The following is a 21388-nucleotide window of genomic DNA, read 5'->3' as shown; positions in this document are numbered from 1 at the left end:
CATGCCGCCTCGCCGCTACAACCCCGACCACCGACGTGAAGCGCTTCTGGAACGTATTAATATGGATATTCCGGCAAGCGTCTCCCATGCTTTGAAAGAAGATCTGGGCGGTGACGTTAACGCTGATAAGGATATTACCGCACAATTATTGCCAAAAGAGACACGCTCCCACGCGGTCATTATCACCCGTGAAGATGGCGTCTTTTGCGGCAAGCGTTGGGTTGAAGAGGTCTTTACTCAGCTGGCAGGCGATGATGTGCAGGTGACCTGGCACGTTGAAGACGGCGATGCAGTCACGGCCAACCAGCCGCTGTTCGAACTGGATGGTCCTTCCCGCGTCTTGCTGACCGGCGAACGTACCGCGCTCAATTTTGTACAAACGCTCTCAGGCGTGGCCAGTGAAGTGCGTCGCTACGTTGACCTGCTGGCCGGTACCCGAACCCAGCTGCTGGATACCCGCAAAACGCTGCCGGGCCTGCGCACCGCGCTGAAGTATGCCGTACTCTGCGGCGGCGGCGCAAACCATCGGCTGGGCTTATCCGACGCCTTCCTGATTAAAGAGAACCACATTATTGCCTCTGGCTCCGTGCGTCAGGCGGTTGAGAAAGCCTTCTGGCTGCACCCGGATGTGCCTGTTGAGGTGGAAGTCGAAAGCCTGGAAGAGCTGGAGCAGGCGATTAAGGCCGGGGCCGATATCATCATGCTCGATAACTTCGAAACAGAGCAGATGCGCGAGGCGGTAAAACTGACAAATGGCCGGGCCCAGCTTGAAGTGTCCGGGAACGTCACTTTCGAAACGATCCGTGAATTCGCCGAAACCGGCGTGGATTACATCTCCGTCGGCGCGCTGACCAAACACGTTCGCGCTCTCGACCTCTCAATGCGCTTCAAATAACGCATTCTCCCCTCTCCACCCGGAGAGGGGAATTTCAGCCCCGCTCGCAGAACCACTGTTCTTCCCTGCAACACTGAATAAATTCTCTGAAGACCCCTTCCCGTTTCCTTTCTTGCCCCTCGTTTCTGCCCTTTCCCGCTGACAAAGTAGCGCCACTTTGCATAAGGAGCAGATATGGACAGACAACAAGGCTTCACACTTATTGAGCTGATGGTGGTCATTGGCATCATTGCGATTCTGAGCGCCATCGGCGTTCCCGCCTATCAGAACTACCTGCGTAAGGCGGCGCTGACCGATATGCTGCAAACCTTCGTTCCCTACCGCACGGCCATTGAGCTTTGCGCGCTGGATCATGGAGGCGTGGAGAGCTGCGATGCCGGCAGTAACGGTATCCCTTCCCCCACCACGACACGCTACGTTTCAGGAATGAGCGCGGCGAAAGGGATCGTGACCTTAACAGGACAGGAGAGTCTTAACGGGCTGACGGTAACCATGACGCCACGGTGGAGCGACGGCAACGGTATGACGGGCTGGACGCGCGACTGCAACATCAGTGCTGACAGCGCCCTGAAACAGGCCTGCGAAGACGTTTTCCGCTTCGACAATAACTGAGGAGCGGATAATGAATACCGATCAACTCGTGGCGCTTTGTCTTCGCCATCACGCACTGCTGCTTACCAGCGATAGCGACATGGTCAGCATTGCCGTCGTGGGCAACCCCGCGGCCGAACTCATGGAGGCGCTGCGTTTCGCAACTCAGAAACGGATTGATATTGAGTGCTGGAGCGCTGAGCGCATGGAAAAACATCGGCAGCTAACGTCACAATCGCATCTGCCCGTTGTTTCGCAAACACAGTCGACGGTGGATATTCTCAACCACACGCTGCAGCAGGCAATCGACCAGCGCGCCTCCGACATTCATATCGAACCGATGGAGCACGCATGCCAAATCCGTTTACGCATCGACGGGGTTCTTTGCCCCCAGCCTCCGCTTTCCGCCTCGCTGGCAAGCCTGTTCAGCGCACGTTTAAAAGTGCTGGGTAACCTGGATATTGCAGAACGTCGTTTGCCTCAGGACGGCCAGTTTACGATTGAGCTGGCAAACGCGCCGGTCTCGTTTCGAATCGCGACGCTTCCCTGCAGCGGTGGCGAGAAAATTGTGCTGCGTCTGCTGCATCAGGTTCAGCGGGCCCTTGAGCCAAACGCGCTTGGCATGAGTGCTGAACAGCTGGCCTGTTTTACTGAGGTCCTCCACCAGCCGCAGGGGCTAATTCTGGTCACCGGCCCTACCGGCAGCGGCAAAACCGTGACGCTGTATAGCGCGCTGCAGGCGCGTAACACCCCTGACGTCAACATCTGTAGCGTGGAGGATCCCATTGAGATCCCCCTTGCGGGATTAAACCAGACGCAGATTAATCCCCGGGCGGGCTTAACATTCCAGAGCGTGCTGCGGGCGCTACTGCGTCAGGATCCAGACATCATTATGGTCGGCGAAATCCGTGACGGCGAAACGGCAGACATTGCTATTAATGCCGCCCAGACCGGGCATCTGGTGCTGTCAACGCTGCACACCAACTCGACGACGGAAACCCTGGTTCGCCTGGAGCAGATGGGCGTCGCGCGCTGGATGATATCTTCCGCGCTGTCGATGGTGATTGCCCAGAGGCTGGTCCGGCGTCTGTGCCCACATTGTCGTCGGGAAGCCAGCGAACATGCTGAACTACCGCGCGCCGTATGGTCCAGACCGCTTCCACGCTGGCAACCCATCGGCTGCGATCGTTGCTATCACGGTTTTTATGGCCGCGTAGCCATTTTTGAAGTACTCGCGATCGACAATGCCCTGCGGCAGGCCATTGCCAGCGGGACGGGAACAGAAGTGATAGAGGCGAGCGCCCGGCAGGCGGGAATGATTTCTCTTTTCGAGCACGGTTGCATGGCCATCGAACAAGGCCTGACCACGCTCGAAGAGCTGGTGCGCGTCCTGGGCATGCCCGATGGCTGCTAATCAGCTCTGGCGCTGGCGAGCGCTCACCCAGGAAGGAGAACCCCGAAGCGGGACACTCTGGGCCACAGACCGCACTGCCGCCTTCACCAGGCTGATGCGTAGCGATCTCCATCCTCTGACGCTGACCCGATGCGCTCAGCGACACCGCTGGCGGCCACATCACTGCTACGAGATGTTTCGCCAGCTCGCAACGCTTCTGCAGGCCGGGCTGACATTGTCCCACAGCCTGCAGATGCTGGCAGAACAACATCCGTTAAAACCGTGGCAGGCGCTGCTGCAAAGCATTGCCGATGAGCTCAGTGAGGGGGCCCCCTTTTCTGAGTCGCTAAAAGAGTGGCCAGCCGTTTTTAGCCCACTGCATGTCTCGATGGTGAAAACCGGTGAGCTCACAGGAAAGCTGGAGGAGTGCTGTCGTCAGCTCGCGCAGCAGCAAAAAGCGCAGCAGCAGCTCAGTGCGAAAGTGAGAAAGGCGCTGCGCTACCCGGCGATCGTCCTGACGCTGGCCGTGCTCGTGGTGCTGGCGATGGTCACCCTGGTCTTGCCCGAGTTTGCCGCGATCTACAAAACGTTTAACACGCCGCTTCCGCTGCTGACGCAAATGGTCATGGGGATGGCCGCATTTATGCAGTCATATGCCCTTGTGTTGTTCGCCGCGTTATTAGCGCTCTTTGCCACCGCCTGGGCTCTGCGGCAGAACCCTCGCTGGCAGCGAATGCTGATGCACGCGCCCGTGTTGGGCGCACTGGCAAAAGGTCAAAAACTGGGGCACATCTTTACCGTGCTGTCACTCACGCAGCGGGCCGGCATCCCCTTTTTACAGGGCCTTGAAAGTGCGGAGGAGACCGTTGAAAGTCGTTACTGGCGGGGAATACTGCGCAGCGTTCGGGAGGACATTGAAAAAGGTCTCCCCGTCTGGTCATCCTTTCAGAAAGCGGCCATCTTTACCCCGCTGTGTATTCAGCTTTTACGAACCGGCGAAATGTCAGGTGCGCTGGACATCATGCTGGCAAACCTCGCCCGACACCACACGGAACAGACCTTTCAACGGGCAGATAATCTGGCGGCACTTCTCGAGCCGGTGCTTCTGATTGTGACAGGGGTCATCATCGGCACGCTGGTGGTGGCAATGTACTTGCCGATTTTCCATCTGGGGGATGCGATGAGTGCGGGCTAGTGCAGAACAGTGCTGGCGCATGGGCATGCGCCAGCCGAAGCCATTACAGGCTATTGAATACGCGGTTTTCCTGTTCCTGAACGCGAATAAACGTTGTACGTTTCGTCAGCTCTTTCAGGCGGGATGCCCCAACGTAGGTGCAGGCCGAGCGCAGGCCGCCGAGGATATCGCGCGCGGTGAATTCAACCGGGCCGCGCAGAGGCAGCTTAACGGTTTTACCTTCTGCCGCACGGTATTTTGCCACGCCACCGACGTGACGGGTCATCGCGGATTCAGAGCTCATGCCGTAGAACAGCATAAATTTCTCGCCGTTCTCTTCAACAACGGTACCACCACTCTCTTCGTGGCCTGCCAGCATACCGCCGAGCATCACGAAGTCCGCGCCGCCGCCGAAGGCTTTCGCAACATCGCCCGGCGTGGTACAACCGCCATCGCTGATGATCTGGCCGCCGAGACCGTGCGCCGCATCGGCACATTCAATGACTGCGGAGAGCTGCGGATAACCGACGCCGGTTTTGACGCGTGTCGTGCACACGGAGCCAGGGCCAATACCCACTTTCACGATATCTGCGCCGGAAAGGATCAGCTCTTCACACATTTCACCGGTCACCACGTTGCCCGCGATGATGGTTTTCGTCGGCCAGGCCTCGCGCGCCTTGCTGACGAACTGCACAAAGTGCTCGGAGTAACCGTTCGCCACGTCAATACAGACGAAGTTGAGCGCCGGGTTAGCGTTCAGGATCTGTTTGGTCTTCTCGAAATCCGCATCGGAGGTACCGGTGGAGACCATCACATGCTTCACCACGTCAGCAGACGCGGACGCAACAAACGCATTCCACTCTTCAGGGCTGTAATGTTTGTGAACGGCGGTGAGAATGTCGAACTGTGCCAGGGCGGTTGCCATCTCAAAGGTTCCCACAGTATCCATGTTGGCAGCGATGATCGGCACGCCAGACCAGGTCTGACCGGAATGCTTAAAGGTGAATTGACGTTCGAGTTCAACGTCTGAGCGACTTTTCAGTGTAGAGCGTTTAGGGCGGATAAGAACGTCTTTGAAACCTAACTTCAGATCTTCTTCGATACGCATGTGCAGATTCCTGGGGTTAGAGGCAAATATGTTAAAAGCACAACTCCAGTGACGTTATCATACGCACTAATACCTGCTCCGCAAGACTGCGAAATTCTCTTTTTTTACGCTACAATCCTATAAATTTACCTGGTAAAAAGCCGGTAAACGGGGCTAAACAGTTGCTGGCGCACGTAAGAGTTTTAATCAACTGATTTTAATAATGAATAATTCCCAGGATTTGATTTAATGGGGTATATCGTCGCATTAACCGGCGGCATCGGTAGTGGCAAAAGTACCGTTGCGGACGCGTTCTCTCGTTTGGGTATCACGATTATTGATGCCGATATCATTGCCCGCCAGGTGGTAGAGCCCAATACACCCGCGCTAAAGGCCATCGCAGAACATTTTGGTCAGGCCATCATCAATGCCGATGGCACACTGAATCGCCGTCAGCTTCGTGAATGCATTTTTTCCGATTCTGCGGAAAAAGTCTGGCTTAATGCCCTGCTCCACCCCATCATCCACCAGGAAACTCAGCGTCAGATAGCCGCAGCCCGCTCGCCCTATGTCTTGTGGGTGGTTCCGCTACTGGTTGAAAATCAGCTGCATATGAAAGCGGATCGGGTGCTGGTGATTGATGTCTCTCCCGAAACGCAAATTCAGCGAACTATGACGCGCGATCGCGTCTCGCGGGAGCATGCTGAACAAATTCTTGCCGCTCAGGCTACGCGCGCTCAGCGCCTTGCCGTGGCGGATGATGTTATTGATAATAACGGCGCACCAGATGCCATTGCATCGGATGTTGCCCGTCTGCACGCGCAGTATCTGACGTTCGCCGCGCAGGCCGTTGCACAGGAAAAACCATAATGTCGACACACATCCTTTTTGAGCATCCGCTCAACGAAAAAATGCGCACCTGGCTGCGCATCGAATTTCTTATTCAACAACTTTCACAACATCTGCCCGTTAACGATCATGCCACGGCGCTGCACTTCTTCCGCAACGTAGGCGATCTGCTGGATGTGATTGAACGCGGCGATGTCCGCACAGAATTACTCAAAGAGCTGGAGCGCCAGCAGCGTAAATTGCAGGCATGGACAGAAGTCCCCGGCGTAGACCAGAGCCGTATCGACGCGCTCCGCCAGCAGTTGAAAAGCAGTAGCGCCATCCTGATGGCCGCGCCGCGCGTCGGGCAGTTTTTGCGTGAAGACCGCCTGATTGGCCTGGTGCGCCAGCGTCTGAGCATCCCTGGCGGCTGCTGTAGCTTCGACCTGCCGACGCTGCACATGTGGCTACATATGCCACAGGCGCAGCGTGACGCGCAGGTGAACAGCTGGCTGGCAAGCCTGGAGCCAATGCACCAGACGCTGTCGCTGATCCTCGATCTGATCCGTAACTCTGCGCCGTTCCGCAAGCAAACCAGCCTGAATGGTTTCTTCCAGGATAACGGTGATGATGCCGATCTTCTGCGTCTCAATCTGTCTCTTGGCGAACAGCTTTACCCACAGATTTCCGGGCATAAGAGCCGCTTTGCGATTCGCTTTATGCCGCTGGACAGTGAAAATGGCACCGTGCCGGAACGTCTCGATTTTGAACTGGCCTGTTGTTAAGGAGTGCCGATGTCTGATGTCACCACCGTAAGCTGCCCAACCTGTGGCAAAACCGTTGTCTGGGGCGAAGTGAGTCCGTTCCGCCCATTCTGCTGCAAGCGCTGTCAGCTCATTGACCTGGGCGAATGGGCGGCGGAAGAGAAACGCATTCCAAGCGAAGGCGATCTCTCGGACAGCGATGACTGGAGTGAAACCCAGCAGTAATCTGTAAAGCCTGCTGGCGCTTCGCTCAGCAGGCTTACGGTTGTGCGACTAACCGCAGGATCACGGGCTCATTCGCTGGCGGGAATTTTTCAGCATCACTTGCCTGAAGCTCTACCCAGTTACCCGGCTGTCCCTCTTTTCCCCAGGGTTCACCTTCCCAGTTTTCCACCAGCCAGAACCACAGCGTGATGTGCCTGTCCGGAAACTGGTACTCAAGCTTATCAAACAGCGTTGCGCCAAGCGGGGTGATCCCCACCTCTTCCTGAAGCTCCCGAACCAGCGCCTCTTCCGGCGTTTCACCTGACTCGATTTTACCGCCCGGAAACTCCCACTTGTTCGCCATATGAGCGTCGGCAGCGCGCTGGGTGATGAAGATTTGGTTTTGCGGGTTGCGAATAATCCCGACGGCAATTTGCAGTATTTTCATATTGTCACTTCCATAAAAAAGGCGCAGAAATCTGCGCCTTTTTGTTTTTTTATGTACTTAGCTCAGACGGCCGTGGCACGCCTTGTACTTTTTACCGGAACCACACGGGCACGGATCGTTACGACCCACTTTACGATCGCCGGTCTGCGCGGCGATCGCCGCTGCGGCTTCGCTGTCGTCGGTCTGATGACTCAGCTGTTGCATTTGTGCCAGACGCTCGGCTTCTTCACGACGCTGCTGCTCCATCGCTTCCACTTCTTCAGGCATACGCACCTGAACCTTGCTCAGAGTGCTGATCACTTCGTACTTCAGTGACTCCAGCATAGACGCAAACATGGAGAAGGATTCACGCTTGTATTCCTGCTTCGGATCTTTCTGCGCATAGCCACGCAGGTGGATACCCTGACGCAGGTAGTCCATCGCCGCCAGGTGCTCTTTCCACAGGGAGTCCAGAGTCTGCAGCATCACGCCTTTTTCGAAGTGGCGCATCATTTCAGCGCCAACAACCTCTTCCTTACGCTTGTAGACGTCCAGCGCGGTTTCAAAGATACGTTCACGCAGGGTCTCTTCGTGCAGTTCAGGCTCTTTATCCAGCCACTCTTTGATTGGCAGATCGAGGTCAAAGTCATTTTTCAGACGTTCCTGCAGGCCTTCGATATCCCACATCTCTTCCAGAGACTGAGGTGGAATATGCGCGTCGATGGTGGCTTTGAACACATCTTCACGAATGCTGTTGATGGTTTCGCTCACGTCGGACACGTCCAGCAGTTCGTTACGCTGGGTGTAGATCGCACGACGCTGATCGTTAGCCACATCATCATATTCCAGCAGCTGCTTACGAATATCGAAGTTACGGCTTTCCACTTTACGCTGCGCGTTAGCAATCGCTTTGGTGACCCATGGATGCTCAATGGCTTCGCCAGGCTTCATACCCAGTTTACGCATCATGCCGGATACGCGGTCGGAGGCAAAAATACGCATCAGCGCATCTTCCATAGACAGGTAGAAGCGGGATGAACCGGCATCCCCCTGACGACCCGCACGGCCACGCAGCTGGTTATCGATACGACGGGATTCATGACGCTCTGTACCGATAATGTGCAGACCGCCGGAAGCCAGAACGGCGTCATGACGAACCTGCCAGTCGGCTTTGATCTGGGCAATCTGCTCTGGCGTTGGGTTTTCCAGCTCCGCCACTTCAGCCTGCCAGCTACCGCCCAGCATAATATCGGTACCACGACCCGCCATGTTGGTGGCGATGGTCACGGCAGCCGGATAACCCGCCTGCGCAACAATGTCTGCTTCTTTGGCGTGGAATTTGGCGTTAAGAACGTTGTGTTTGATACCCGCTTTAGTCAGCTCGTGTGAAACCACTTCGGATTTCTCGATGGAGATGGTCCCCACCAGAACCGGCTGGCCATTGGCAGTACGGTCGCGAATATCTTCGATGATCGCCTGAATTTTTTCCGCTTCGGTCATGTACACCAGGTCCGGCATATCCTTACGGATCATCGGACGGTTGGTTGGAACAACCACGGTATCCAGCTTGTAGATAGAGCTGAATTCAAACGCTTCGGTATCAGCAGTACCGGTCATCCCCGCCAGCTTCTCGTACAGACGGAAGTAGTTCTGGAAGGTGATAGACGCCAGCGTCTGGTTTTCATTCTGAATATCCACACCTTCTTTGGCTTCCACAGCCTGGTGCAGACCGTCAGACCAGCGACGTCCCTGCATGGTACGGCCGGTATGTTCATCGACGATGATCACTTCGCCGTCTTTTACGATGTAATCGACGTCGCGGGTAAACAGCGCGTGGGCGCGCAGCGCAGCGGTTACGTGGTGCATCAGCATGATATTGCTCGGGGAGTACAGGGACTCGCCCTCTTCCATAATGCCTTCAGCCACCAGCAGCTCTTCAATTTTCACCAGACCGCGTTCGGTCAGGTTCACCTGGCGCGCTTTTTCATCAACGGAGAAGTGGCCTTCACCCTGGAAGGTATCCGAGTCCTCTTTCTCCTGACGCAGCAGGTGTGGAATGATTTTGTCGACTTTACGGTACATCTCGGAGCTGTCTTCAGCCGGGCCGGAGATGATCAGCGGGGTACGCGCTTCATCGATCAGGATGGAGTCCACCTCATCCACCAGCGCATAGTGCAGTTTACGCTGTACGCGCTCTTCCGGGCTGAACGCCATGTTGTCACGCAGGTAGTCGAAACCGTATTCGTTGTTGGTGCCGTAGGTGATGTCCGCGTTATACGCTTCGCGCTTGGCTGGCGCAGGCAGGCCGGACATGTTGATGCCGACGGTCATACCGAGGAATTCGAACAATGGACGGTTGTTTTCGGCGTCACGCTGCGCCAGATAGTCGTTGACGGTAACCACGTGAACGCCTTTACCGGTCAGCGCGTTCAGGTAAGCCGGCAGCGTTGCGGTCAGGGTTTTACCTTCACCGGTACGCATTTCCGCGATGCAGCGCTCGTTAAGCACCATACCCCCCAGCAGCTGAACGTCGAAGTGACGCATGCCGAATACGCGCTTACTTGCTTCACGCACGACAGCAAACGCTTCCGGGATCAGGCTTTCTAAGGTTTCGCCTTTTTCCAGACGCGCGCGGAATTCCGCCGTTTTCGCTTTCAGCTCATCATCAGAGAGCTTCTCCATCGCCGGTTCCATACCGTTGATGACGGTAACAGCTTTACGCATACGGCGCAGGGTACGATCGTTACGACTACCAAAAACTTTAGTTAACAATTTGATTAGCATAATAAATTCTCAAACGCCCCAGTGTGGGCAGATAAATTAAGGTATTGAAAAAGTTAATTTAGCTGAGGCGTTGCGGCCCGGCGCGAATGCCGTGGGCCTGGCTAATCCAGGTTGAAACAGAGAATGAAACCGGTGAAACCAACGCACGTTGCGTCGTCTGGCGAACCATGACCGGCGGCTGGCTGTCCTGCGTGAGCAGCGCGTTGAGCGTGTCCAGCAGGGCAAGATGCTGTGCCTGCACCGGCAGCGTCTCTTCCGCAACAGGCATGGCCTGCGGTGCCATCGCGAAGGACAGATGGCGGATAACCGTGCGGATAGCGTGCTGGTGCCAGTAATCAACCGAGAAGTTTGGGCGGCGGTTGGCTTCAAGCCACGCGAGGTTAGTAAAGTTAACCCGCGTGTTGAGATCGTGTTTGGTGGTAGAGGTTTTTGCGGGCGTCGCCGCTTCGGCACTGTTGCAAAGCGCAGGCAAGCCGAAACTCGCCGCGACCATCCCTAATAAGAGATGCGGCCAGAAGTAACGTCTGCCAAATTGTCGCCAGCGCGTCAGTATTCCGCTCACCTGCTCCACCCAATAAGCCAGCCTTGCAGAGGCTGAGTTCAGTTATTCTTTTTAGCGCCCAGATAGTACCACTAATGCCAATATACATCAGCAGGAATGAGGTGCCGCCGCGGGGAAAAACGGTCAAGAATGCAGCTAACGCACACATTTTCTGCGTAAGACAAACGAGAGATAACGCTGGGGCAAACGAAGAAGGGTAAAAATAAAAACGACTGGTCTTCCTGGTCGGAGAGAGTACCAGGTTAACCAGTCGATTTTTTTTACGAAACGGCGTGAACCGTTACGCCAGAACCATGCTTGGTGCTTTGAAAGCCAGCGGCAGTTCAGCTTCGTCTTCGAAGGTCACATATTCCCAGGCTTCCTGTTTTGCCAGGACGGCCTGCAACAGTTTGTTGTTCAGCGCATGACCGGATTTGAACGCGGTAAATGCACCAATGATGTTGTGACCACACATGAACAGGTCGCCGATAGCATCCAGCATTTTGTGACGAACGAATTCATCTTCGAAACGCAGGCCGTCTTCGTTCAGTACGCGATAATCGTCAACAACGATGGCACAATCGAAGCTGCCGCCCAGGCACAGGCCGCGGGACTGCAGATATTCGATATCACGCATGAAGCCAAATGTACGGGCTCGGCTGATCTGGCGCATAAACGCATCGGCAGAGAAGTTCATCGCATAGCGTTGGGTGCTGGAATCAATCGCCGGATGGTTAAAGTCGATGGTAAAGTCCAACGAGAAACCATTGTACGGTTTGAATTCAGCCCACTTGTCGCCATCTTCGACGCGAACGGTCTCTTTGATGCGTACAAATTTCTTCGCGCAGTTCAGTTCTTCGATGCCGGCATCCAGCAACAGATAGACGAACGGTGCAGCACTGCCATCCATAATCGGGATTTCTGGCGCATCGACTTCAACAATAATGTTGTCGATACCCAGACCCGCCAGGGCGGCGTTCAGGTGCTCTACGGTAGAAATCCGCACGTCATGCTCGTTCACCAGACAAGTACAGAGCATAGTATCACGCACAGATTTGGCATCGGCCGGAAAATCTACCGGTGGATTCAAGTCGGTGCGACGATAGATGACCCCGGTATTGGCCGGCGCAGGGCGTAACGTCAGCGTGACTTTCTTGCCGGTATGTAAACCGACACCAGTCGCCTGAACGATACGTTTAAGTGTCCTTTGTTTGATCATCGTATAATCTCGCCAAATTAACTATCCAACCGAGAGTGTATATCACTAACGGTGGGCCAGTTTAGCACAAAGAGCGCAAATCCCCTAATTCCAGCCAATTCTTAGTCAGCTTGCTTACGCAGGAACGCCGGGATATCCAGATAATCTGGCTCTTTCGCCGTTTGCGGCGTTGGGTCGTTCACCACTTTTGCGGCCGGTTTCTGCTCCTGAGTCAGAGGAGACATACCGTGCTGCTGGTAACGATCCATTACCGGTTGCTGAGTCTGCTTGTTGGTCACTAAGGTGATCTCAGGACGTTTGTCCATACCGATACCGGTCGCAACTACCGTCACACGCAGCTCGTCGTTCATTTCAGGGTCAAGGGAAGTACCGATTACCACGGTAGCGTTGTCAGAGGCGAACGCACGGATGGTGTTACCCACGGTTTCGAACTCATCCAGACGCAGGTCAAAGCCAGCGGTAATGTTGACCAGCACGCCGCGCGCACCAGACAGATCGATATCTTCCAGCAGTGGAGAAGAGATAGCCATTTCAGCCGCTTCTTCTGCACGGTCTTCACCACTCGCCACGCCAGAGCCCATCATCGCGTAGCCCATTTCGGACATCACGGTGCGAACGTCTGCAAAGTCGACGTTCATCAGGCCAGGACGGGTAATCAGTTCAGCGATACCCTGAACCGCGCCTTTCAGCACGTCGTTTGCTGCACCGAATGCGTCCAGCAGGGAGATACCGCGACCCAGAACTTTCAACAGTTTGTCGTTCGGAATGGTGATCAGCGAGTCCACATGCTTGGACAGCTCGGTGATACCCTGCTCCGCGAACGCCATACGCTTCTTGCCTTCAAAGTTGAAAGGCTTGGTCACGACAGCAACGGTCAGGATACCTAAATCTTTTGCCACTTCAGCCACAACAGGTGCTGCGCCGGTACCGGTACCGCCACCCATACCTGCTGCGATGAAGACCATGTCCGCACCTTCCAGTGCAGCGCGCAGCGCTTCACGATCTTCTTCAGCCGCATTGCGACCCACTTCCGGGTTAGCCCCTGCTCCCAGCCCTTTGGTGATACCACCGCCGATCTGGATAGTCTGGCCTACAGCCGTTTTACGCAGTGCCTGTGCATCGGTGTTAACTGCGAAGAATTCAACACCTTCAATGCGTTCACGCACCATATGCTCTACGGCGTTACCGCCGCCACCACCGACGCCGATGACTTTAATCACCGCGTCGTTGGTCAGTTCCATAGGTTCAAACATAATTTCTCTCTCCGTTGTGCCTGTCGCCCGAGACCGCTAATTCTCTCCGGTCTCTTAAAAAAATTAAAACTCTTTTCGCAACCAGTTGTTCAGTCGTTTGACCCACGACCCCACTGAGACGCGTTTTTCCACTTCTGCTTCACCACTGAGATGAGATTCCTTCCCGTAGTGGAGCAGGCCCACAGCCGTTGAATAATACGGCTCCTGAGCATAATCCGTTAAACCGGTGATATTCAGCGGCGCACCAATACGCACCTGCGTATGGAACACGCGCTGAGCACAGGCCGCAAGACCTTCAATTTGCGCTGCACCGCCGGTTAATACAATCCCCGCCGCAAGATGATGTTTAACGCCCTGCTGACGAAGTTGTTCCTGTAACTGTAAAATCTCTTCGTTGACCAGGTTGAGCAGCTCGGTATAACGCGGCTCAATCACCTCTGCCAACGTCTGGCGCTGCAGGCTACGCGGTGGACGACCACCGACGCTCGGCACTTCAACGCTCTCATCTTTGCCAACGATAGACCCCAGCGCACAGCCGTGGCGCACTTTAATCGCTTCTGCATCGCTCGGCGGCGTACCAAAAGCGTAAGCAATATCGCTGGTCACAACGTTCCCGGCATAAGGGATCACTTTGGTGTGGCGTAACGCACCGCCGGTATACACGGCGATATCCATTGTACCACCACCAATATCGACCACACAGACACCCAGTTCACGTTCATCTTCGGTCAGCACGGAATAACTTGCCGCCAGACCCGCGAAAATAAGTTGGTCAACTTTCAGGCCACAACGTTCAACGGCTTTTACAATGTTCTTCGCCATATCGTTGTGACATGTGATCAGGTGCACTTTTGCCTGCATACGTACGCCAGAAAGACCGACCGGGTTCTTGATCCCTTCCTGGTAGTCAATCGCATATTCCTGCGGAATGACATGCAGCACGCGGTGTTCATCACGGACACGCACGGATTTTGCCGTGTGCACGACGTTTTCAACGTCTTCCTGCGTCACTTCTTCTTCGGAAATCGGCACCATACCGATTTCGTTCTGGCAGCTAATGTGCTTACCAGAAAGGGCCAGATAGACAGAAGAAATCTGGCAATCTGCCATCAATTCAGCCTGATCGATGGCGCGCTGAACGCATTTCACCACCGATTCAAGATCGTTTACCCCACCTTTATCCATACCACGGGACGGGCAACTGCCTACGCCAATGATATTGACCATACCGTCGGGCAGAACTTCCCCTACTAAAGCGGCAACCTTCGCGGTGCCAATCTCCAGTCCAACTACCAGTTTTCTGTCCGTCGCCTTGATCATTGTTGTTCTGCCTGTACCTGTGCCTGATTCTGTTGCTGATTAGGTTCCTCGACCGGAGCCGGTACCCAACCGACTGCTGCGCCTGAGTCATAGCGCAAATCAACGTAGCTTATCCGTTTGCCGTCAGTCTGTGCCTGCTGCTGTAAAACCGGGTAAAGTTCGACAAAACGCGCCAGACGCTTCATTGTGTCTCCGCGTCCCAGGTTGAGCTTAATGCCGTTCGTTAACGTCAGTTGCCAGGAACGGCGCGCCGTCATGGCAGCATCTTTTAACGTAAACCTGTCCTTCGCCAGCACCTGCCCCATTTCGCGAAAACCCTGTAACACTTCGTTTTCGCTGCCTTCAGGGCCATACAACATCGGTAAATTTTGCTTGTTGACACGATCGGCCGGGACGCTGAAGGAATTTCCGTCTACGTCAACCATGTGCTGATCATTCCAACGCGCAATGGGCACATATTCAACCAGATGAATCTTCAATTCATCAGGCCATTGCTTTCTTACGCTCGCCTGTTTTATCCATGGCAGACGTTCTATCTGGCTCTGGATAATATTGACGTCCTGCGTCATAAAGGTACCAGGCGAGCCCAGCGCCAGTATGGACTGACGAATATCGTCGTTACGCGTGTAGTGGCGCTCACCGGTGACCACCAGCTTAGAAAGCGGCAACCGCTGCGCATCTTCCATCCAGCCCAGGACCATCCAGCCGCTGATAAACACGGTGCACAGCACCCCGAGCAGGAAAATGATGCCTGCAAGACGCGTTCCATTACTGCGGCGTGAAGAGGTGTATTCGTCCTCGTCATCGCGGTTGCGCGTGTTCAATGCAGCCTGAGACATATCAGCCCGCCTGGTCCAGAATGCGTACGACTAACTGCGAGAAACTCATCCCCGCCTGACGCGCAGCCATCGGCACAAGGCTGTGGCTGGTCATTCCCGGAGAGGTATTGGCTTCCAGCAGATAAAATTGTCCATCACTGTCCTGCATCACGTCGATGCGTCCCCAGCCACGGCAACCCAGAACATGCCAGGCTTTAAGCACCAGGGACTGTAAATCTGCTTCACGCTCAGCTTCAAGGCCACAAGGGCAGAAATATTGCGTCTCATCAGAGAGATACTTCGCCTCATAATCATAGAAGGTTCCGGCCGGTTGGATACGGATTGACGGTAAAATTTCTTCGCCAAGCATCGCGACGGTAAATTCCGGCCCGCTGAGCCATTTTTCAATCAGAACTTCTTCATCATGTTGAAATGCCAGTGCTAAAGCGGACGAAAGATCTTCAGCTTTATCGACTTTGGACATTCCCACGCTGGAGCCTTCCCGGCTGGGCTTTACAATAACCGGTAAGACCAGTTCAGCAATGCGTGCATTAACGCTATCCGGCAGGCCCAATTCAAATTCGCGACGCGTCAGTGCCACCCATGGCGCAACGGGTAACCCCGCGCCCTGCCACAGAAGCTTGCTGCGCAATTTATCCATAGAGATTGCGGAGGCCATCACGCCGCTGCCGGTGTACGGCATGCCGATCAAATCCAGAAGCCCCTGCAGGGTGCCGTCTTCACCGCCACGACCATGCAAAGCGATAAAGACTTTATCGAAGCCCATGGCTTTTAATTGTGTCAGGTCGACCTCTTTTGGGTCGACCAGGTGCGCATTGACGCCACCTTCACGCAGGCCAGCCAGCACAGCCGCGCCGGAATTCAGGGAAACCTCGCGCTCGGCGGAGGTGCCGCCAGACAGGACAGCAATCTTATCAGCCATGATGCTCATCCTCCTGGGTTTGCGGCTTCAGTTTGATTTCAGCTAAGGTACGGGCGATTTTGCCAATATTTCCCGCGCCCTGAATCAGAATCAAATCGTTACCTGTCAGGACCGGAGCCAGAATTTCCGCCACCTGAGCAGGGTCAGAAACCAGAATAGGGTCCACTTTACCGCGTCCACGGATGGTGCGACATAAAGAACGACTGTCTGCGCCTGGAATCGGAGTTTCGCCCGCTGAATAAACATCCAGCATTAACAGGGTATCTACCTGTGACAGGACGCTGGCGAAATCGTCGTACAGATCGCGCGTACGCGTGAAGCGGTGCGGCTGGAAGACCATCACCAGATTTTTGTCAGGCCAGCCTGCACGTGCGGCTTTAATGGTGGCGTCCACTTCGGTCGGATGGTGACCGTAGTCGTCCACCAGCATCGCTGTGCCGGTTTTACCGTTTACGGCGTCCAGCGGGAATTCACCGAGGAAGTCGAAACGACGACCGGTGCCCTGGAAGCTTTCCAGCGCGCGCAGAATTGCATCATCATCAATGCCTTCTTCTGTCGCGACGGCCACTGCCGCTGCGGCATTGAGGGCGTTATGGCGCCCTGGCGCATTCAGCGTGACGTGCAGCAGTTCTTTGTCCTGACGCGCCAGAGTGAAATGCCCCTGCGCACCAATCTGTTTGTACTCTTCCACACGGACGTCAGCGTCTTCGCTGAAGCCGTAAGTGGTGATTTGACGACCCACACGCGGCAGCAGCTCGCGGATCACCGGATCGTCTACGCACATCACCGCGCGTCCATAGAACGGCAGGTTGTGCAGGAAGTTGATGAAGGTCTGCTTTAAGTTCTCGAAGTCACCCTGGTAGGTATCCATATGGTCAGCTTCGATGTTCGTGACAATCGCCACCATCGGCTGCAGGTGCAGGAACGACGCGTCGCTCTCATCCGCTTCGGCAATCAGATAACGGCTGTGGCCCAGACGCGCATGTACCCCTGCGGCTTTGACCAGACCGCCGTTGACGAACGTCGGGTCGAGGCCCGCTTCCGCATAAATACTGGAGACCATCGCCGTGGTCGTGGTTTTACCGTGGGTCCCGGCAATAGCGATGCCGTGACGGAAACGCATCAGTTCCGCCAGCATTTCTGCACGGCGGATCACCGGAATGCGCGCTTCGTGCGCGGCGACGATTTCCGGGTTGTCAGAGGAGATGGCGCTCGAGACCACCACCACGCTCGCATCGCGCACGTTTTCCGGACGATGGTTGAAATAGATAGTCGCCCCAAGCGACGCCAGCTGCTGCGTAACAGGGTTTGGCGCCAGGTCAGACCCGCTGATCTGATAGCCTTCGTTAGCTAACACTTCGGCAATACCGCCCATGCCAGCACCACCGATGCCAACAAAGTGAATGTGCCGGACGCGACGCATCTCGGGCACGATTGAACGCAGTTTTGCCAGTTGTTGTGTATTCATTCTCTAAACGCCATCGACTACTTAAAAATTCGTGCCGCGCTTCACGCGCTGCGAGGGTTAAGCCTGGGCTGCCAGGCTCACTTCTTTTGCCACCCGTTCCGTCGCATCAGGAATAGCGGTCGCGCGCGCGCGTTCTGCCATCTCCAGTAATACGTCTCTGTTCCAGCCCGCCAGGGTGGTGGCGACCGCATCGGCGGTAAATTGTGGCTGCTCAAAAATTTTCGCCGCGCCAGCTTTCTCAAGCGGCAGCGCATTCCAGTACTGCTGTCTGTCTTTGTGCTGGAACGGCACAAACAGGGCAGGCAGACCAGCGGCGGCAATCTCGCTCACCGTCAGCGCGCCTGAACGACAGACCACGACATCGGCCCAGGCATACGCTGCCGCCATGTCGTCGATAAACTCTGTGACTTTATGCTGCGGCTGACCTTCGTCTGCGTAAGCCTGCTCAACGGTCTGCTGAGCGCCTTTTCCGCTCTGGTGCCATATCGTCACGGTATCCCCCAGCTTTGCGGCTACCTGCGGCATTGTCTGGTTTAAGATACGCGCGCCCTGAGAGCCGCCAACGACCAGTACACGAACCGGCCCTTCACGGCCCGTCAGGCGAGCATCCGGCAGCGGTAACGCCAGCACATCCACACGCACCGGGTTACCCACCACGTCCGCTTTTGGGAACGCGCCAGGAAACGCCTGCATAACTTTGGTGGCGATTTTCGCCAGCCATTTGTTGGTCAGACCGGCAATACCGTTCTGCTCATGCAGCACGACGGGAATACCTAACGACCACGCCGCCAGCCCGCCAGGACCCGAGACATAGCCGCCCATGCCCAGCACCACATCTGGCTTAAAGCGCTTCATGATGGTGCGCGCCTGACGCCAGGCGTTAAAAATACGCACCGGTGCCAGCAGCATTGCCTTGAGGCCTTTGCCCCGAAGGCCGGAAATACGAATAAAGTCGATCTCGATACCGTGCTTCGGTACCAGATCGGCTTCCATGCGGTCTGCGGTTCCCAGCCAGCGTACCTGCCAGCCCTGATCCATTAAATGGTGCGCAACCGCCAGTCCCGGGAACACGTGTCCACCGGTACCGCCTGCCATCACCATTAACCGCTTCGGTTGATTCATCGTGAACCTCGTGTAAACGCCTGGGCTTTTTCCAGACGCGTTTCATAATCTATGCGCAACAAAAACATGATGGCCGTCGACATAATCAACAGACTGGAACCACCATAACTGATCAACGGCAACGTCAGACCTTTGGTCGGCAGCATACCCGCTGCGGCCCCGACGTTAACCAATGCCTGGAAGCTAAACCAGATACCAATTGAACAGGCTAAGAATCCTGAGAAGCGGTGATCGATCTCCAGCGCTTTCCGGCCGATGGACATGGCGCGGAAAGCGACGAAGAATACCATTAATAGCGCTAATACCACACCGATATAACCCAGTTCTTCCGCAATAATGGAGAAGATGAAGTCAGTGTGCGCTTCCGGTAAATACTCCAGTTTCTGTACCGAGTTACCCAGACCCTGTCCCCAGACTTCGCCGCGACCAAAGGCCATCAGCGACTGCGTCAGCTGATAACCGCTGCCGAATGGATCTTCCCACGGGTTCCAGAACGAGGTCACACGGCGAATACGGTAAGGCTCGGCGAGGATCAGCAGCACAACCGCCGAAATCCCCATTCCGATGATAGCGATGAACTGCCACAGCTTCGCGCCCGCCAGGAACAGCATCGCCAGGGTGGTAACGAACAGCACGACAACAGTACCGAGGTCAGGCTGCGCCAGCAGTAATACCGCCAGCACCAGAATTACGCCCATCGGTTTTAAGAAGCCGCGCAGGTTGTTACGCACTTCATCTACCTTACGCACCAGGTAGTTAGCCAGGTAGCAGAACAGGGAGAGCTTGGTAAATTCCGCAGGCTGAATACGCAGCGGGCCAAAGGCGATCCAGCGTGATGCCCCGTTAACCGAACTCCCCACCACCAGTACGATCAGCAGCATAATAATCGAGGCGATCAGCATCGCCGTACTGTGCCGCTGCCAGAACTCCATTGGCAGACGCAAGGTCACCAGCGCCAGGCAGAACGCCAGGATGATGTAAAGACCATCACGCTTGGCAAACAGGAAAGGATCGTTCGCCAGACGCTGCCCAACAGGCATTGAGGCTGACGTCACCATAATAAAGCCGACCGCCGCCAGCCCCATCGTGAGCCAGAACAGCGTGCGATCGTACATGACCAGGCTGTCGTTATCTTTTTGACGAGAGCCCATCACCCAGCCTTTGAGCGCCGCAAATACCCATGCCAGGATCCCAAATCCTGGCATGCGCGGCATTTTCAGGCGAGGGAGAGATAAACGCATTAGCCTAACTCCTTCGCCAGACGGGTAAAGACATCACCACGCTGTTCGAAATTCTTGAATTGATCGAGACTGGCACAGGCCGGAGAGAGCAACACCATGTCGCCTGACTTCACGCGAGGAGCAATCAGCCGCATCGCCTGTTCCATGGTTTCGGTTTGCTCGGCAACGTCAGGGCGCAGTTCAGCCAGCTCGCTGCCGTCACGGCCGAAGCAGTACAGACGGACGTTATCACCGGACAGATACGGCTTCAGAGAGGAGAAATCAGCTGATTTACCGTCGCCGCCCAGCAGCAAATGCAGAGTGCCTTCAACGTGCAGGCCGTTCAGCGCGGCCTCCGTGCTTCCCACGTTGGTGGCTTTGGAGTCGTTGATCCAGCGTACGCCGTTGTGCTCCAGCGCCAGCTGGAAACGGTGTGCCAGGCCAGAAAACGTGGTTAACGCTTTCAGGCTGGAGGAGCGCGGCAGCCCTACTGCATCCGCCAGCGCCAGCGCCGCCAGGGCGTTGGTATAGTTGTGCTGACCAGTGAGCTTCATCTCTTTCACGTTCAGCACTTTTTCACCCTTCACGCGCAGCCAGGTTTCGCCCAGCTGGCGGTTCAGGTGGTAATCCCCCATCGTGATACCGAAGCTGATACAGCGATCGTCCGCACCACGCACCGGCATGGTCAGTGCGTCATCGGCGTTAACAACGCAGATTTTGGCATTTTCATAAACGCGCAGCTTGGCGGCACGATACTGCTGCAGGCCAAATGGATACCTGTCCATATGATCTTCAGTCACGTTGAGGATCGTCGCAGCCGCAGCGTGCAGGCTGGAGGTCGTTTCCAGCTGGAAGCTGGAAAGCTCGAGAACATACAGCTCACAGCCTTTGTCCAGCAGCATCAGAGCGGGTAAACCAATGTTACCGCCAACGCCGACGTTCATGCCCGCCGCTTTCGCCATTTCACCCACCAGGGTAGTGACGGTGCTTTTACCGTTAGAACCGGTAATGGCGATAACGGGCGCCTGCGCTTCGCGGCAGAACAGCTCGATATCGCCGACAATCTCAACGCCCGCATCCGCGGCAGCGCTCAGCGAAGGGTGCGCCAGCGCCATACCTGGGCTGGCGACAATCAGATCGGCTGCCAGCAGCCAGTCATCATTCAGACCACCAAGGTGGCGTTCAACCTGTTCCGGCAGTTTGTCCAGACCCGGCGGAGAGACACGCGTATCCATCACGCGTGGCGTCACGCCGCGCGCGAGGAAAAAGTCCACGCAGGAGAGCCCCGTGAGGCCCAACCCGATGATAACGACTTTTTTGCCCTGGTAATCTGCCAT

The 21388-nt window shown here is 55.7% G+C and carries 20 protein-coding genes; 7 read left to right on the top strand and 13 right to left on the bottom strand.

The window, feature by feature from the left end:
* The first annotated feature begins 1 nt into the window (after window position 1).
* From nadC to hofC, 4 genes are all read left to right on the top strand, one after another.
* Complete coding sequence (nadC, locus tag V1566_RS06690) at window positions 2–895, top strand: carboxylating nicotinate-nucleotide diphosphorylase (RefSeq protein ID WP_032660661.1); 894 nt, start codon at window positions 2–4, stop codon at window positions 893–895.
* A 174-nt stretch (window positions 896–1069) separates the two neighbouring features.
* Window positions 1070–1507, top strand: a complete 438-nt coding sequence (ppdD, locus tag V1566_RS06685; RefSeq protein ID WP_395305408.1) for a prepilin peptidase-dependent pilin — start codon at window positions 1070–1072, stop codon at window positions 1505–1507.
* Window positions 1508–1517: 10 nt separating this feature from the next.
* Window positions 1518–2900, top strand: a complete 1383-nt coding sequence (gene gspE / locus V1566_RS06680) for a type II secretion system protein GspE (RefSeq protein WP_395305407.1) — start codon at window positions 1518–1520, stop codon at window positions 2898–2900.
* The gene (hofC, locus tag V1566_RS06675) at window positions 2890–4074 is read left to right on the top strand and encodes a protein transport protein HofC (protein WP_395305406.1); all 1185 of its coding nucleotides are present in this window, start codon (window positions 2890–2892) and stop codon (window positions 4072–4074) included. Before gspE ends, hofC begins: the two co-directional genes overlap by 11 nt.
* Window positions 4075–4117: 43 nt before the next feature.
* Here hofC and V1566_RS06670 read toward each other — a convergent pair whose 3' ends face one another.
* On the bottom strand, window positions 4118–5161 hold the full coding sequence (locus tag V1566_RS06670) for a GMP reductase (RefSeq protein WP_395305405.1): 1044 nt from the start codon (window positions 5159–5161) through the stop codon (window positions 4118–4120).
* A gap of 228 nt (window positions 5162–5389) precedes the next feature.
* On the opposite strand from V1566_RS06670, the gene coaE reads away from it, so the two are divergent.
* Genes coaE through yacG form a run of 3 tightly spaced genes read left to right on the top strand, consistent with a single transcriptional unit; the run spans window position 5390 to window position 6957 of the window.
* Window positions 5390–6010, top strand: a complete 621-nt coding sequence (gene coaE, locus V1566_RS06665) for a dephospho-CoA kinase (RefSeq protein ID WP_395305404.1) — start codon at window positions 5390–5392, stop codon at window positions 6008–6010.
* Window positions 6010–6753 (top strand): cell division protein ZapD, encoded by a 744-nt coding sequence (zapD, locus tag V1566_RS06660; RefSeq protein ID WP_023334512.1) that lies wholly within the window; start codon window positions 6010–6012, stop codon window positions 6751–6753. The genes coaE and zapD overlap by 1 nt, the downstream gene beginning before the upstream one ends.
* 9 nt (window positions 6754–6762) lie before the next feature.
* Window positions 6763–6957 (top strand): DNA gyrase inhibitor YacG, encoded by a 195-nt coding sequence (gene yacG / locus V1566_RS06655; RefSeq protein ID WP_023310404.1) that lies wholly within the window; start codon window positions 6763–6765, stop codon window positions 6955–6957.
* A 34-nt stretch (window positions 6958–6991) separates the two neighbouring features.
* Here the strand turns inward: yacG and mutT are convergent, their stop codons facing one another.
* The 12 genes from mutT to murD form a co-directional block, all read right to left on the bottom strand.
* On the bottom strand, window positions 6992–7384 hold the full coding sequence (gene mutT / locus V1566_RS06650) for an 8-oxo-dGTP diphosphatase MutT (protein ID WP_023310403.1): 393 nt from the start codon (window positions 7382–7384) through the stop codon (window positions 6992–6994).
* Window positions 7385–7441: 57 nt separating this feature from the next.
* Window positions 7442–10147 (bottom strand): preprotein translocase subunit SecA, encoded by a 2706-nt coding sequence (secA, locus tag V1566_RS06645; RefSeq protein WP_213329241.1) that lies wholly within the window; start codon window positions 10145–10147, stop codon window positions 7442–7444.
* 58 nt (window positions 10148–10205) lie between these two features.
* Entirely contained in the window at window positions 10206–10709 is a 504-nt protein-coding gene (gene secM, locus V1566_RS06640; protein ID WP_074147218.1) for a secA translation cis-regulator SecM, read from the bottom strand.
* Between the two features lie 280 nt (window positions 10710–10989).
* Window positions 10990–11907, bottom strand: a complete 918-nt coding sequence (gene lpxC, locus V1566_RS06635; RefSeq protein ID WP_008501977.1) for a UDP-3-O-acyl-N-acetylglucosamine deacetylase — start codon at window positions 11905–11907, stop codon at window positions 10990–10992.
* 101 nt (window positions 11908–12008) lie between these two features.
* The gene (gene ftsZ / locus V1566_RS06630) at window positions 12009–13160 is read right to left on the bottom strand and encodes a cell division protein FtsZ (RefSeq protein WP_008501978.1); all 1152 of its coding nucleotides are present in this window, start codon (window positions 13158–13160) and stop codon (window positions 12009–12011) included.
* Window positions 13161–13223: 63 nt separating this feature from the next.
* Window positions 13224–14480 (bottom strand): cell division protein FtsA, encoded by a 1257-nt coding sequence (gene ftsA, locus V1566_RS06625; protein WP_023334508.1) that lies wholly within the window; start codon window positions 14478–14480, stop codon window positions 13224–13226.
* On the bottom strand, window positions 14477–15319 hold the full coding sequence (gene ftsQ, locus V1566_RS06620) for a cell division protein FtsQ (protein ID WP_023334507.1): 843 nt from the start codon (window positions 15317–15319) through the stop codon (window positions 14477–14479). Before ftsQ ends, ftsA begins: the two co-directional genes overlap by 4 nt.
* 1 nt (window position 15320) lies before the next feature.
* Complete coding sequence (locus V1566_RS06615; RefSeq protein ID WP_395305403.1) at window positions 15321–16241, bottom strand: D-alanine--D-alanine ligase; 921 nt, start codon at window positions 16239–16241, stop codon at window positions 15321–15323.
* A complete protein-coding gene (gene murC / locus V1566_RS06610) occupies window positions 16234–17709 on the bottom strand; it encodes a UDP-N-acetylmuramate--L-alanine ligase (protein ID WP_395305402.1) in 1476 nt (491 codons plus the stop codon). The genes V1566_RS06615 and murC overlap by 8 nt, the downstream gene beginning before the upstream one ends.
* Before the next feature lie 57 nt (window positions 17710–17766).
* Window positions 17767–18831, bottom strand: a complete 1065-nt coding sequence (murG, locus tag V1566_RS06605) for an undecaprenyldiphospho-muramoylpentapeptide beta-N-acetylglucosaminyltransferase (protein WP_395305401.1) — start codon at window positions 18829–18831, stop codon at window positions 17767–17769.
* The gene (gene ftsW / locus V1566_RS06600; protein ID WP_395305400.1) at window positions 18828–20072 is read right to left on the bottom strand and encodes a cell division protein FtsW; all 1245 of its coding nucleotides are present in this window, start codon (window positions 20070–20072) and stop codon (window positions 18828–18830) included. The genes murG and ftsW overlap by 4 nt, the downstream gene beginning before the upstream one ends.
* Window positions 20072–21388 (bottom strand): UDP-N-acetylmuramoyl-L-alanine--D-glutamate ligase, encoded by a 1317-nt coding sequence (gene murD / locus V1566_RS06595; protein ID WP_395305399.1) that lies wholly within the window; start codon window positions 21386–21388, stop codon window positions 20072–20074. The genes ftsW and murD overlap by 1 nt, the downstream gene beginning before the upstream one ends.

Origin of the sequence: Enterobacter sp. ECC-019 (assembly GCF_043974075.1) — a bacterium.
GTDB classification, from domain to species: Bacteria; Pseudomonadota; Gammaproteobacteria; order Enterobacterales; family Enterobacteriaceae; genus Enterobacter; species Enterobacter asburiae_D.
This window is presented reverse-complemented; position numbering and strand designations above follow the sequence as displayed.